11 protein-coding genes and 1 tRNA gene are annotated in these 13,561 nt (G+C 42.3%); 1 reads left to right on the top strand and 11 read right to left on the bottom strand.

Features of this window, described 5'->3' with window-relative positions:
* Window positions 1-187: 187 nt before the first annotated feature.
* Complete coding sequence (locus tag ACZ5AE_RS22565; protein WP_464566772.1) at window positions 188-676, top strand: LiaF transmembrane domain-containing protein; 489 nt, start codon at window positions 188-190, stop codon at window positions 674-676.
* A 36-nt stretch (window positions 677-712) separates the two neighbouring features.
* On the opposite strand, the gene yihA is transcribed toward ACZ5AE_RS22565, so the two are convergent.
* The 11 genes from yihA to ACZ5AE_RS22620 all read right to left on the bottom strand — a co-directional run bounded on the left by yihA (window position 713) and on the right by ACZ5AE_RS22620 (window position 13,461).
* On the bottom strand, window positions 713-1,294 hold the full coding sequence (gene yihA, locus ACZ5AE_RS22570) for a ribosome biogenesis GTP-binding protein YihA/YsxC (protein ID WP_464566773.1): 582 nt from the start codon (window positions 1,292-1,294) through the stop codon (window positions 713-715).
* Entirely contained in the window at window positions 1,291-3,618 is a 2,328-nt protein-coding gene (gene lon, locus ACZ5AE_RS22575) for an endopeptidase La (RefSeq protein ID WP_464566774.1), read from the bottom strand. The genes yihA and lon overlap by 4 nt, the downstream gene beginning before the upstream one ends.
* 238 nt (window positions 3,619-3,856) lie before the next feature.
* Window positions 3,857-5,524, bottom strand: a complete 1,668-nt coding sequence (gene lonB, locus ACZ5AE_RS22580) for an ATP-dependent protease LonB (protein ID WP_464566775.1) — start codon at window positions 5,522-5,524, stop codon at window positions 3,857-3,859.
* 337 nt (window positions 5,525-5,861) lie between these two features.
* Window positions 5,862-7,124, bottom strand: a complete 1,263-nt coding sequence (clpX, locus tag ACZ5AE_RS22585; RefSeq protein ID WP_464566776.1) for an ATP-dependent protease ATP-binding subunit ClpX — start codon at window positions 7,122-7,124, stop codon at window positions 5,862-5,864.
* 492 nt (window positions 7,125-7,616) lie between these two features.
* Window positions 7,617-8,903 carry a trigger factor gene (gene tig / locus ACZ5AE_RS22590; RefSeq protein ID WP_464566777.1) on the bottom strand — a complete coding sequence of 429 codons (1,287 nt, stop codon included), beginning with the start codon at window positions 8,901-8,903 and terminating at the stop codon, window positions 7,617-7,619.
* A gap of 166 nt (window positions 8,904-9,069) precedes the next feature.
* Window positions 9,070-10,095, bottom strand: coding sequence for a tetratricopeptide repeat protein (locus ACZ5AE_RS22595; RefSeq protein WP_464566778.1), 1,026 nt, complete (start codon window positions 10,093-10,095; stop codon window positions 9,070-9,072).
* Window positions 10,096-10,196: 101 nt separating this feature from the next.
* A tRNA-Arg gene (locus ACZ5AE_RS22600) sits at window positions 10,197-10,273 on the bottom strand.
* A gap of 112 nt (window positions 10,274-10,385) precedes the next feature.
* Window positions 10,386-10,898: a metallophosphoesterase family protein gene (locus tag ACZ5AE_RS22605; protein ID WP_464566779.1), complete on the bottom strand. Its 513-nt coding sequence runs from the start codon at window positions 10,896-10,898 to the stop codon at window positions 10,386-10,388.
* Window positions 10,895-11,506, bottom strand: a complete 612-nt coding sequence (locus ACZ5AE_RS22610) for an XTP/dITP diphosphatase (protein WP_464566780.1) — start codon at window positions 11,504-11,506, stop codon at window positions 10,895-10,897. The genes ACZ5AE_RS22605 and ACZ5AE_RS22610 overlap by 4 nt, the downstream gene beginning before the upstream one ends.
* Before the next feature lie 11 nt (window positions 11,507-11,517).
* Window positions 11,518-12,276, bottom strand: a complete 759-nt coding sequence (rph, locus tag ACZ5AE_RS22615; protein ID WP_464566781.1) for a ribonuclease PH — start codon at window positions 12,274-12,276, stop codon at window positions 11,518-11,520.
* A 132-nt stretch (window positions 12,277-12,408) separates the two neighbouring features.
* Window positions 12,409-13,461, bottom strand: a complete 1,053-nt coding sequence (locus ACZ5AE_RS22620) for a GerMN domain-containing protein (protein ID WP_464566782.1) — start codon at window positions 13,459-13,461, stop codon at window positions 12,409-12,411.
* Window positions 13,462-13,561 lie beyond the last annotated feature (100 nt).

A 13,561-nucleotide genomic window follows, 5' to 3' on the forward strand; every position in this document is an offset into this window, starting at 1 on the left:
CAGTAATAACTAGACTGATTATAACATGAACATTTTCCGTCAGAACACGAAAATTGTGAACATAAAATGACACTGTATGTTAATATAGAAAAATAAAAAGATTAGTTAAATAGGAATACTTCCTTATGTACAGTAACAAAAAAACAGACTAGTTTCAAGTGAACCTTACTGGAAGTGGTGTTTTTCAATGAAAAGTCAAAAAGTTTTTCCTGGAATCATTTTAATCGGTTTTGGTGCTTACTTTTTATTACAGCAATTGGGAATGACAATGTTTCCTGCATTTTTTACCTGGCCAACACTAATGGTCATTGTCGGGATTGCCTTTTTAGGCCAAGGCTATTCTGGCGGCGATTCCGAAGCAGTTCTTCCCGGAGTCATTATGACCGGGTTCGGCCTTCATTTTCATTTGGCCGGCAACGTTTCCTTTTGGCCGCAAAATACGATTGGCATGTTAATCCTGATTATTTCGATTGGCTTCTTCCTGCGTTTTCAAAAAACGGGATCAGGGTTATTTCAAGCCTTCCTTTTTCTTATTGTTGCTGTATTGCTCCTTTTTTATGATAATATTGCCGGGTATTTCGGATTATTGCAGAATGGGATGAGCCTTGTTTGGAAATTTTGGCCTGTCCTTCTAATTCTTATTGGTTTATACTTTCTTTTTAAAAAGAAAAAATAACGCCCTGCGGTGATAGACCGCAGGCCGTTTTATTTTCTACATATAGCTCTCAAGTATTGACCAAGCTTTATCTTTCCCTTCACCTGTTTCAGAAGAGAAAATGACAATCTGGTCGTTTTCGTCAAGATCTAATGTTTCGCGGGTAACCTTGGCATGCTTTTGCCATTTCCCCTTTGGAATTTTATCCGCCTTTGTGGCAATGACAATGCACGGGATTTCATAATGCTTTAAAAAATCATACATCATCACATCGTCTTCTGTCGGCGGATGTCTTAAGTCAACAATTAGGACAACGGCCCTTAATTGCTCTCGCGTTGTAAAATAGGTTTCAATCATTTTCCCCCATGCGGCCCGTTCAGTTTTGGAAACCTTTGCGTAACCATAGCCAGGAACATCCACAAAATGGAGGATTTCATTTATTAGAAAAAAGTTAAGTGTCTGTGTTTTACCAGGCTTGGAAGAGATTCTTGCCAGCCCTTTACGATTTAGCATTTTATTTATAAAAGAAGACTTCCCAACATTTGAGCGGCCGGCCAGAGCAAACTCGGGCAAATCCGTTTCCGGGTACTGCTCTGGCTTTACCGCACTAATGACGATATCCGAACTTGTTACCTTCATTGTGCTCCACCTTCAAGAAGGGCATGCTTCAATACTTCATCGACATGGGAAACCGGGACAAATTCCAATTCGCCGCGGACACTTTCCGGAATGTCATCAATATCCTTTTCATTGTCCTTCGGTAAAATTACCTTCGTCAGTCCGGCCCGGTGTGCACTTAACGTTTTCTCTTTAAGTCCGCCAATCGGAAGGACTCTGCCGCGGAGCGTGATTTCACCTGTCATCCCCACTTCACGTCGGATTGGTTTTCCGGTTAGAGCCGATACCAAAGCCGTAGCGATGGTGATTCCTGCAGATGGTCCGTCTTTTGGAACGGCGCCTTCCGGTACGTGAATATGAATATCGTGTTTCTCGTGAAAGTCTTCTTCAATGCCGAGTTCCTTAGCTTTAGAGCGGACATAACTGAATGCAGCCTGTGCCGATTCCTTCATGACATCGCCAAGCTTACCGGTCAGGACAAGCTTGCCTTTACCAGGTGCTAGCGAGACTTCTATTTGCAGGGTGTCCCCCCCAACAGTGGTGTAAGCGAGTCCGGTCGCTACGCCTACCTGGTCCTCTGCTTCCGCCTGACCGTAACGGAACCTTGGTTTTCCTAAAAATTCTTCAACGTTCTTATCCGTAATGACGACCCGCTTCTTTTCTCCAGAAACAATAATTTTCGCCGTTTTCCGGCAGATAGTAGCCATCTGGCGTTCCAGACTTCGAACACCGGCTTCGCGAGTGTAGTAACGGACGACTTTTAAGATTGCATCATCACGTACTTGCAGGGTATTCTTGGAAAGTCCGTTTTCCTTAATCTGCTTAGGCAGCAAATGGTCCCTTGTGATGTGAACCTTTTCCAATTCCGTATAGCCGGCAATTGTAATGATCTCCATCCTGTCTAACAGCGGTCCTGGGATAGTGCCAAGGTTATTGGCGGTAGCAATAAACATGACCTTCGATAAATCATAGGTTTCTTCAATATAATGATCACTAAAATTATGGTTTTGCTCTGGATCTAAAACCTCTAGAAGTGCCGCGGACGGATCGCCGCGGAAATCGCTCGACATTTTATCAATTTCATCAAGCAAGAAAACCGGGTTAATCGTGCCGGCTTTTTTCATTCCCTGAATAATCCGGCCGGGCATCGCGCCGACGTACGTTCTGCGATGGCCGCGAATCTCGGATTCATCACGGACGCCTCCAAGCGAGACACGAACAAAATTTCTATTAAGCGAGGTTGCTATCGAACGAGCTAGGCTTGTTTTTCCCACCCCCGGAGGTCCGGCCAGGCAGAGAATCGGTCCTTTTAAGGAATTCGTCAGCTTTTGGACAGCTAAATATTCAAGGACACGCTCCTTAACCTTTTCGAGACCGTAATGATCCTGGTTTAAAACTTTCTCTGCCCGATTTATGTCAATATCGTCTTCCGTCTTTTTTAACCATGGAAGCGAAATCAGCCACTCAATATAATTACGGATGACCGCACTTTCCGCAGAGCTTGTTGGCACTTTTTCATAACGATCAAGTTCCTTCATGGCTGCTTTATAAACGTGCTCCGGCATTCCCGCTTCTTCTATTTTCTTGGTGAGGTCGGCGATTTCGCCAGTCTTGCCTTCCTTATCCCCTAATTCCTTCTGGATCGCCTTCATCTGTTCGCGCAAATAATATTCCTTTTGCGTTCTTTCCATTGACCTCTTAACCCGCTGGCCAATTTTCTTTTCAAGATTCAGGACTTCTTTTTCGTTGAAAATTCTGTCAATCACCCGGTTCATTCTTTGCTTTATCTCAATTGTCTCAAGGATTTCTTGTTTCTCCTTCAACTTGATCGGCAAATGGGAGGCGATAATGTCCGCCATTCTTCCAGGTTCTTCAATATCGGCAACAGAAGCAAACGTCTCCGCCGAGATTTTTTTTGATAATTTTATGTATTGTTCAAAATATTCCAACATGGTTCTCATTAGAGCCTGGTCTTCTACATCTTTGGTGTCAGAATCTTCATAGGTGACAACGCTGACAGCATAATGATCGTCCTCATCGTGAAATGTTACGATTTCTGCCCTGCTTAACCCTTCCACCAAAACGCGAATCGTACCATTTGGAAGCTTTAACATTTGCTTTACTTTTGTTAACGTTCCAAATCGGTAAAGATCCTCCTCAGCAGGCTCATCAATGGAAACATCCTTTTGGGTGGTTAAAAAAATGATATGGTCATCAACCATCGCTTTTTCGAGTGCCTGAACCGATTTGTCACGGCCAACATCTAAATGAAGAACCATGGTCGGAAATACGAGCAATCCCCGAAGCGGCAGGAGGGGGACGATCAATTCTTTCTCTTTCGCCAAAATACAGCACCTCCACATGCAAAAAAATGAATTTATACTGCTAATGCAGAATAAGTCTTTGTACAATTCTATCTTATTTGAATTAACGTGTCTATTTTTAGAGACAGCGCTTTTTTCAATATACGTTAGTTTCTCCCTAACGAAAAAAATTACTTCACTATAAGTTATGAAAAAGTAATTTACAGCATTCGAAAATAAAAACTTCGGTTTGCTTTTAAGAACAAACCGAAGTGATAATTTAGATCGATTCTTTTTTCGTTAATTCAATGGAAGCCGTCACGGCATGATTATTCTTAAATTCGTTCACAAACGCAATCTCAAAAACTTCATGCAAATGGGTAACCGGCACAATTCGAATTCCGTCAATTTCGTTTAAAATCGTTTGGAGATTTTCCTGTGGGATAATGACCGTTTTTGCTCCCGCTTTTTTCGCTGCTTTTACTTTTGGGTAGACCCCGCCGATCGGCTTGACGTTTCCATGGATACTGATTTCACCTGTCATCGCTACCGTGTTATCGATTGGAATTTTATAAATTGCGGAGTAAATCCCAGTCGCCATTGCGATACCTGCGGACGGACCATCAATCGGCACACCCCCAGGGAAATTGACATGAATATCATAATCATTCGCAGGCACACCCATCGATCGGAGAACAGTGATCACATTTTCAATCGATCCCCGCGCCATGCTTTTGCGGCGGATCGATTTCCCTTGTCCACCGATACTTTCTTCCTCGACAATTCCAGTAATGTTGATGGAACCTTTCTCCTTTGCTGGAATAACAGTCACTTCGATTTCAAGAAGAGCGCCGGAATTTGGTCCATAAACAGCCAAGCCGTTGACGAGTCCGACCTGCGCAGCATCATTAATCATCCGCTCCATGCGCGGTGTCATTTGACTTGAATGAATTACCCATTCAATATCTTCGTCCTTAATATATTGCCGATCTTCGGTTATGGCCAGACCCGCCGCAATCTGAATCATATTGACGGTTTCCCGTCCATTTCTTGCATATGTAGAAAGAGTATGGACTCCGGTATCATTAATTTCCATATTGACTTTTTCCGCAGCCTTTCTCGCTACTTTTACTATTTCCTCTTGGTTTAAATCGCGAAAGAACACTTCCATGCAGCGTGATCGGATGGCGGGCGGTATTTCACTTGGCGTCCGAGTGGTCGCTCCGATTAAGCGGAAATCGGCAGGAAGCCCATTTTTAAAAATATCATGAATATGTGTAGGTATTTGTGTATTTTCCTCGTGGTAATAGGCACTTTCCAAATATACCTTACGATCCTCTAGGACCTTGAGCAGTTTATTCATCTGAATTGGGTGCAGCTCGCCAATTTCATCAATAAAGAGGACACCCCCATGAGCATTTGTAACCGCCCCTTGTTTTGGCTGCGGAATCCCCGCTTGACCCATTGCTCCAGCTCCCTGATAGATTGGGTCATGAACCGATCCGATTAGCGGATCAGCAATTCCCCTTTCATCAAAGCGGGCAGTTGTGGCATCTAATTCAATAAAAACTGAATCCTTTTTAAATGGAGACTTTGCATTCTTTTTGGCCTCTTCGAGAACGAGCCTTGCTGCTGCCGTTTTACCGACACCAGGCGGTCCGTAGATGATCACATGCTGCGGATTCGGTCCGCAAAGGGCTGCTTTTAAAGATTTAATGCCATCCTCTTGACCGACAATATCCTGAAAGCTTGTCGGACGAACTTTTTCAGAAAGCGGTTCGGTTAGGGATATGGATCGCATTTTACGAAGCTGCTCCATTTCCTTCCGGGACTCCCGGTCAATTGACACCTTCTGCGTGCGCTGATTCTTGAGCAAATTCCAAAAATAAAGACCAATAATTATTCCAAAAAACAATTGTATAAATAAGGCGATCCCCGTCCAACTCATTTCGTTTCCCTCCAGTATCTAATTAACTCCTGTAGATATTAATAAGTATTTCCTGCAGACTGGCGGAATAAACCATGAAATGCAAAAACTGAAGGGGGTTGGAATACACGCAAGTTGGAGAGTGTATCCGCAAGTTGACTGGACCCATCCGCAAGTTAACAAGCCCCATCCGCAAGTTGACTGGGTCCAACCGCAAGTTAACATGCCCTATCCGCAAGTTGACTGGGCCCAACCGCAAGTTAACATGCCCTATCCGAAAATTGGACGAACATATCCGACAGTAACCTAAAACCAATACAAAAAAGAACCCGAACCAATAAGTCCGGGTCCTCACCTATTATGCAGATTTCTCTTCTTTAACAACCGTACCATCTTCAAGGATTAGCTTTGGAACGCTGTTGTCCGCGACAGTATCCTTCGTGATGATACATTTTGAAATATCATCACGGGATGGAAGGTCAAACATGACATCAAGCATGATGCCTTCAATGATGGAACGTAAGCCGCGGGCACCGGTTTTACGTTCAATCGCCTTTTTCGCGATTTCTTGCAGCGCTCCTTCTTCAAACTCAAGTTCTACATCATCGATTTCAAGCATTTTTTGATATTGCTTGACAAGTGCATTCTTTGGCTTAGTTAAAATTTCAATTAACGCACCTTCGTCAAGCTGCTCAAGACTTGCAATAACCGGCAGACGACCGATAAATTCAGGAATCAAGCCGAAGCGTAAAAGGTCTTCAGGAAGAACCTTGGAAAGCAACTCTTTTGAACTGATTTCCTGCTGTTGTTTCGGATCAGCACCAAAGCCGATAACCTTTTGTCCTAAACGGCGCTTGATGATTGGCTCAATGCCATCAAAGGCTCCGCCGCAGATAAATAAGATGTTTGTTGTATCAATTTGGATAAATTCCTGATGCGGATGCTTTCTTCCGCCTTGTGGGGGAACGCTCGCAACCGTTCCTTCAAGAATTTTCAATAATGCCTGCTGAACGCCTTCACCGGAAACGTCACGGGTAATCGAAGGATTTTCAGATTTACGGGCAATTTTATCAATTTCATCAATATAAATAATTCCTTTTTCTGCCTTCTCTACATCGTAATCAGCAGCTTGGATTAATTTTAATAAGATGTTTTCAACGTCTTCACCAACGTAGCCGGCCTCTGTAAGCGATGTAGCATCTGCAATTGCAAACGGCACATTTAAGATGCGCGCCAATGTTTGCGCCAGCAACGTTTTACCGCTTCCAGTCGGTCCAATCATACAAATATTACTTTTTGAAAGCTCGACATCATCGATTTTGCTGTTGGAATTGATCCGTTTGTAATGGTTATAAACAGCCACCGATAATGCTTTCTTTGCTTTGTCCTGTCCGATTACATATTCATCAAGGATTTCGCAAATTTCCTTTGGCTTCGGAACATCTTTAAATTCTACTTCTTCCTCTGTTCCTAGCTCTTCCTCCACAATCTCTGTGCAGAGTTCAATACATTCGTCACATATATAGACTCCAGGTCCGGCAACAAGCTTGCGGACTTGATCCTGCGTTTTCCCACAGAATGAGCACTTCAGTTGTCCTTTTTCATCATTAAATTTAAACAACCCTTTCACCCCTTAAGACGACTTATTTCTTTATTTAAAGCTCGCGAAAATTCCAAACAAATCCGAGTTTTTCTACAATTCATTAGGTATGTATTTTGCATTGTAACACATTTAGCGGGCGGACTGGAACTAAAAAGCTTTTCTCAAAATATGTTTTTTATTTGTCTGGACTTCGCTTTAAAAATGGAATATGTACCTCAAACAGCTTAACCATAATTTTTATAAATCAATCTTGGATTTAATTAATTCGCCGTCAAAAATTTTATTCCTGCCACCCGTTTATAAAAAAGGTTACCCTGTCCTTATTATAATATGTAATTGAAAAATTGTATAAATGTAAACTCGCCGATTGGCGAGTCCGATAGGACGATTCAATAAGGCGTAGTTGAATTTATGCGTTATGCAGAAGGAAGCTTTCTAGCAGAAAGCTTCCTTCTGCATATTAGCAAAAACAAGGCACGATAAAAATCGTGCCTTGGAACTATTTACGTATTACTTCTTGTTTTCAACAAGAAAGTCGATTGCTTTTTTGAATTTAAGTTCATCTTTGATGCCTTCTGTTCCGCCAAGAGCTTTTTTGATGTTGTCAACAGACATGTTGTACATTCCTGCCATTTTTTCAAGCTCAGCAGTTACATCTTCCTCAGACACTTCTAGGTTTTCAGCCTTAGCAATAGCTTCTAAAGTTAATCTTACACGAACATTTTTCTCAGCATCAGCCTTCATTTGTTCGCGAAGAGCTTCTTTGTCTTGGCCGGAGAATTGATAGTAAAGCTCAAGGTTCATGCCTTGCATTTGCAGACGTTGTTCAAAATCTTGAAGGAGACGATTTACTTCATTGTCAATCATCACTTCAGGAAGTTCAACTTGAGTATTTTCAGCAGCTTTTTCCACTATTGTATCTTGCAGGTGGTGTTCTGCTTCATGCTTTTTGCTGTCTTCTAAACGAGTTTTGATTTTTTCTTTTAATGCATCTAAAGTTTCAACTTCATCGTCTACGTCTTTAGCAAACTCGTCATCTAATGCAGGAAGTTCTTTACCTTTAATCTCGTGAACAGTTGTTTTGAACACAGCTGGTTTACCTGCAAGCTCTGCTGCATGGTATTCTTCAGGGAAAGTTACTTCGACATCTTTAGATTCGCCGGCAGCAAGGCCAACAAGTTGTTCTTCAAAGCCAGGAATGAAAGAGCCTGAACCTAGTTCAAGAGAGTAGTTTTCACCTTTTCCGCCTTCGAATGCTTCGCCATCAACAAAGCCTTCAAAGTCGATCACAACTGTATCGCCAAGTACAGCAGTTCCTTCTTCTTTCACAACAAGCTCAGCATGACGGTTTTGAAGAGCTTCTAATTCTTTTTGAACATCTTCGTCAGTTACAGTTGTGTCAAGCTCTTCGATTTCTAGACCTTTGTATTCGCCTAAAGTCACTTCAGGTTTTACTTGAACAGTTGCCTTGAATGTAAAGTCTTTATCTTTGCCCATTTGCTCAAGGTCAAAATCAACATTTTCAGGCTGAGCAATTGGCTCGATTCCAGTTTCATCGATTGCAGTCATGTATGCATCTGGAAAGATAAAATCTAATGCATCTTGGTATAGAGCTTCTACACCAAAGCGCTTTTCAAACATTCCACGAGGCATTTTACCTTTACGGAAGCCTGGAACATTAATTTGTTTTACTACTTTTTTGAAAGCCGCGTCTAAACCTTCGTTTACTTTATCTGCACTTACTTCAATTGTAAGGACACCGCGGTTTCCTTCTAACTTTTCCCATTTTGCAGTCATTCTTTTCCCTCCAACATCTATTACTCATTTCATTCGTAACGAATTTAAATTCGGAATATGTCTTGTCCACGAAGCCATTTTCCACTTTTTTTTGCTGTGAAATAATTTTTTACACAATGCAACCCTTACATTATAACACAGGATTTGTTTCTTTCAACAGCGAAGGCTATAGATTAGGATAAGAAATTTTCTCAATTTCTTCTATTTCCTGTATAGCAAGGGTGATTTCAGACGGCGAAACATCATAGCATTTAGCTAATTCATTTATTTCGGAGTTTATTCCCATATATTCCTGCGCCAAATATTGAAAGCCCGCAGCCCAAGCGGCCGGATTCTCTGGCTCCAATTCGAATGGATAGCTGATAAAGAAAATACGCTCTACCATTTCACTAATACTGGCAAATAGTACGGGATTACTGCTTTCAAGCCGATTCTCAAGCAGTTCTTTAATAGAGGCCATTTTGGGCTGATGTCTTACATCTGGTATTCCTATCGGATTTGCAGTTATTTCTTCCGAAAATTTAACCACTTTTATGTCTTTATCGACTTCCTGCTCTTTTAAAAGAGTTAATAGGATAGTTTTTAAAAAGGGATGGCCTATTACCGCTTTTAAGTAGTCTTCTATTTCGGAGACATAAGGCCTGATGTTTTTATCTGAAAGTCTTGAAATAGCCAGCATTTGCTCATTTAGGCTAGTTAAGGAAAATAGATTTAATGAATCCGGAGTAGTATCCTCAGGCTCATCAATCTCTAACTCGAGGCTTTTGTTCTCTGCCATTTTTCGGCTGAATTGGAGAAGGGTTAAAAAATGATCCAGTCTTTCCGGCGGAATCTCCTTTTCCTCCAAGAGCGCCTCAATTGTTAAGACGATTTCCTGATATTCATGAAGCTGAATAAGCACTGTTACGTATAAATCTACCAATTGAAAATAGTCGCCAATTCCTTTATGGAGCAATTCCTTAGCAAGGACTTTTGCCTTTTGAAAATTCCCAGCTTCAAAATAGGCAAGGACCAAGCCGATTAAAACATCATCGTTATCCTGATCCAGTTCCTTCGCCTTTTCCAGAAGCTCGATGGCTTCAGCATATTTTTTATCGTGCAGGCTCTCTAAGCCTTTGTCCGTTAATCTTTTTTCCATTCCGGGAAAAAAAATCACGTTATCTATTTTTCTCACTCTTTCCCGTTTTTTCATAAGAATCCGTCCTTGTAAGTTATCATTGGAAAATTGTAACATAAATAAAGCACAAAAAAAACTCACCTGTTGAGGTGAGTATATATTTTGGTATGTAGTAGTGGCGTCCCAGGAGAGATTCGAACTCCCGACCGTACGCTTAGAAGGCGTATGCTCTATCCGGCTGAGCTACTGGGACATATTAAGTAATCAAAGACAAGATTTATTATATTACCTTAAAATTTTATTGTCAACAGGTTATAAATTTTTTCTGAGAAATAATTAATTGGGGGTGCTCCCCCCCCCAATTATTAATTAACCTTGAATTCACGGGCCAATCCCGATATTTCTTTGCCGTTTAATTCATACACAGTCATATCGATGACTTTCTCCTGCAAATCAAGAATCACGTAGGTTTTTTCAACACGCTGGCGCGGGAGTCGGATGCTGCCTGGGTTAAGAAAAAGGGTACCGTCAATCACCTCTGCTCCCAGGATATGCGAATGCCCGAAACAGACAATATCAGCACCCGTTTCTTGAGCCTTGTATGTTAATTTCATCAACGATGTTTTGACCGAATAACGATGGCCATGGGTAATAAAAATCTTTTTTCCAGAGACATCGGTTACTAGCTCCAGCGGAAATCCGCCGAAATCACAATTGCCGCCAACTGTAAAGTACCCCGTTAAAGACTTATGGTCCGGGTCCAACTGGGAATCACCGCAATGGATCATTAAATCGACATCGACTAAATGTCTGTTTCTTATCACTTCGAGCTCTTTCGTCATACCGTGGCTGTCGCTCACGACCAATACCTTGCTCATATGCCTTCAGCGCTTTCCAGCTTCGAATCCAGCACCGCATCCAGTTTCCTTAACGCATTCGCCCGATGGCTGATTTTATTCTTTTCATCAGCAGACAGCTCTGCCATTGCCACTCCCTTTTCCGGTACAAAGAAGACCGGGTCATAGCCGAACCCGTTGGTACCCCTTGGCTCTTTCAATATCCGGCCTTCACAGGTGCCTGACACCGTAAACGTCTCCTGACCTGGAATGGCAATCGCCAAGGCACAATAGAAGCGTGCTGTTCTCTGCTCCTCAGGAACAACCTCTAGCTCTCTCAGTACCTTTTTTGTGTTATTCAAGTCATTTTTCGGTTCTCCAGCATAGCGAGCGGAATAGATGCCCGGACGGCCTTCAAGCGCGTCAACGATCAGCCCGGAATCATCGCCAATTACCATTTTCCCAAGTGCCTTCGAAATGGTTTCCGCCTTTAATGTGGCATTTTCCTCAAAGGTTGAACCGGTTTCTTCTACCTCCGGAAGCTCAGGAAAGTCCAACAAGGTCCGCACGGCAATTCCTCTGCTTGCGAAAATATGCTCAAACTCCCTCGCTTTTCCGGGATTTTTCGTGGCAATGATAACTTCATTCATATGAATCTCCCCTATTTCTTTCTGCGATTTTCAATTTTTTGCATGATTGCCTCGCCAAGGGCCGCCTTTTGCTGTTCAAACAGCTCCATCAGCCCCTCTTGCGCAGCACCAAGCAACCCTTGGAGATCATTGTAGGAAAATGTTGCTTCCTCACCCGTTCCCTGCAGCTCAACAAATTCACCGCTGCCTGTCATAACAACATTCATATCAACCTGTGCCTTGGAATCCTCTATGTAATTTAAATCTAACACTACTTGGCCGCCCTCTAAAATTCCGACACTCGTTGCTGCTAAATAATCCGTAATCGGGAACTTCGAAAATGATTTTTTCCCGGAAAACGACTGTAAGGCAAGAGACAAAGCCACAAAGGCCCCCGTAATCGAAGCCGTTCTTGTTCCGCCGTCAGCCTGAATGACATCACAGTCAATCCAAACAGTTCGCTCGCCTAGCGCTTCAAGGTCCACTACCGCTCTTAAGGCGCGGCCGATTAACCGCTGGATTTCCATCGTCCGGCCGGTAACCTTTCCTTTCGAGGACTCCCGGATATTCCGAGTTTCCGTTGCCCTAGGAAGCATCGCGTATTCCGCGGTAATCCAGCCTTTCCCTTGCCCTCTCATAAACGGAGGCACCTTCTCCTCAATGCTGGCCGCACAAATTACCTTTGTATTGCCTACCGAAATAAGGACCGATCCTTCTGGATGCATTAAATAATTCGTTTCAATATGTACGGGTCTTAATTGCAATGGCTCTCTTCCGTCTGCACGCGCCATATCCCAAACTCCTCCTCCATGGTCACCGCAAGGGGGCACTCCCCTTACAAAACACTAAATACAAAATAGAAAGAGGCGGCAGTAAGCCAACCTCTTTGATTGTCCATTATATAGTATAACAAAAATTATTTTTTAAAAACTACCTGTATTGACTTTTTCTGGGCGGGTAACCGGTGCAGATAGCTTCTTACCCTTGTCATTCTTCAATTCCGCTTTACCGTCAACTAAAACAGCAACCTTTTCCACACCTTTCTGTTCAGTCAAAGAAAGTACAAGAGTATCTAGCAGGTTCTGCGAAATTACTTTCTCTTCAAAGCTGCCGTAAATATTTTTGTTAAAGTTTAAAGTTACAGTTCCGTCCTGGTATTTTGGTACTTCATTTAGTTTAACATCAGTCATAAATTCAGATACAAGGTTTGATTTTTCACTCGGGCCCTTGATTAATTCATTGACTGCTGCTGTGATTGGATCTTTCTCACTTGCTTTCACCCTGCGGGTAACTGGCACATAATAGTAGGAGCCTTCTTCACCGCCAATAAAGTATACGGTAATTGGCTTCGTATTCGCGATATCCACTACATCCTTTGTATCAAAGTTGATGCCTGTTGCCCTGGAAAGCTTTTCGCTGATTGGTGTACCATTTACAGGCATTTCCGTTAATTCATGGCCATTCATTTTCAGCTTGACAGAATTGACACCAGTAAACTGTGTCAGGGTCCAGGTGACCGACTGAAGGATTTTCAATTCATCCTCAGGCTGATAGTTTTTGAATTCCTTAGAAAAATCAACAATTGCAACGCCATCCTTAATATTAACCGATGGTTTTGTATCCTCAGGCAAGACGGCTCTAAAATCATTTGGCAGCAAGTCCGTTACTGGTCCGTTCACCACTAAGTAATCAAGCGCTTGTTTAGCAACTGATTTTGTTTTTGGAAGACTTAATGTTTGCGGGACAACATAGCCATTCTTATCAATGAGATATAGCTCTGTTTTCATGACATTCTCTGCATTTTCCTTCTTTACAGCCTCTGTTTGCTTATTGGTGTTCTTATCGCTCGTTGTGGTCACCGTTTTTGGCGGATCAATTTTCTTTTGCGTTTCACTGCCAAATAGGCCGCAGCCGGATAGCACAACCGTGGAAGTGAGCACAGCTAGGCCAAGAATTTTTGCTTTATTTTTGAACATATTTTTCCCCCCCAAGACAGTTTGTACTATCATGTATACGAGCCTATGAAAAAATTAGACCGCCTCGAAAAGAAAAATAGGACAAATTTATTAATTTTTT

This window comes from Neobacillus sp. S1227, from assembly GCF_055385255.1.

Excerpts from the sequence above, each read along its gene's own strand:
- ACZ5AE_RS22595 (WP_464566778.1), bottom strand. The coding sequence starts at position 10,095 with ATGAAAAAACGGGAAAGAGTGAGAAAAATAGATAACGTGATTTTTTTT.
- ACZ5AE_RS22565 (WP_464566772.1), top strand. The coding sequence starts at position 188 with ATGAAAAGTCAAAAAGTTTTTCCTGGAATCATTTTAATCGGTTTTGGT.
- ACZ5AE_RS22610 (WP_464566780.1), bottom strand. The coding sequence starts at position 11,506 with ATGAATGAAGTTATCATTGCCACGAAAAATCCCGGAAAAGCGAGGGAG.
- yihA (WP_464566773.1), bottom strand. The coding sequence starts at position 1,294 with ATGAAGGTAACAAGTTCGGATATCGTCATTAGTGCGGTAAAGCCAGAG.
- ACZ5AE_RS22620 (WP_464566782.1), bottom strand. The coding sequence starts at position 13,461 with ATGTTCAAAAATAAAGCAAAAATTCTTGGCCTAGCTGTGCTCACTTCC.
- rph (WP_464566781.1), bottom strand. The coding sequence starts at position 12,276 with ATGGCGCGTGCAGACGGAAGAGAGCCATTGCAATTAAGACCCGTACAT.
- ACZ5AE_RS22605 (WP_464566779.1), bottom strand. The coding sequence starts at position 10,898 with ATGAGCAAGGTATTGGTCGTGAGCGACAGCCACGGTATGACGAAAGAG.
- tig (WP_464566777.1), bottom strand. The coding sequence starts at position 8,903 with ATGACTGCAAAATGGGAAAAGTTAGAAGGAAACCGCGGTGTCCTTACA.
- lonB (WP_464566775.1), bottom strand. The coding sequence starts at position 5,524 with ATGAGTTGGACGGGGATCGCCTTATTTATACAATTGTTTTTTGGAATA.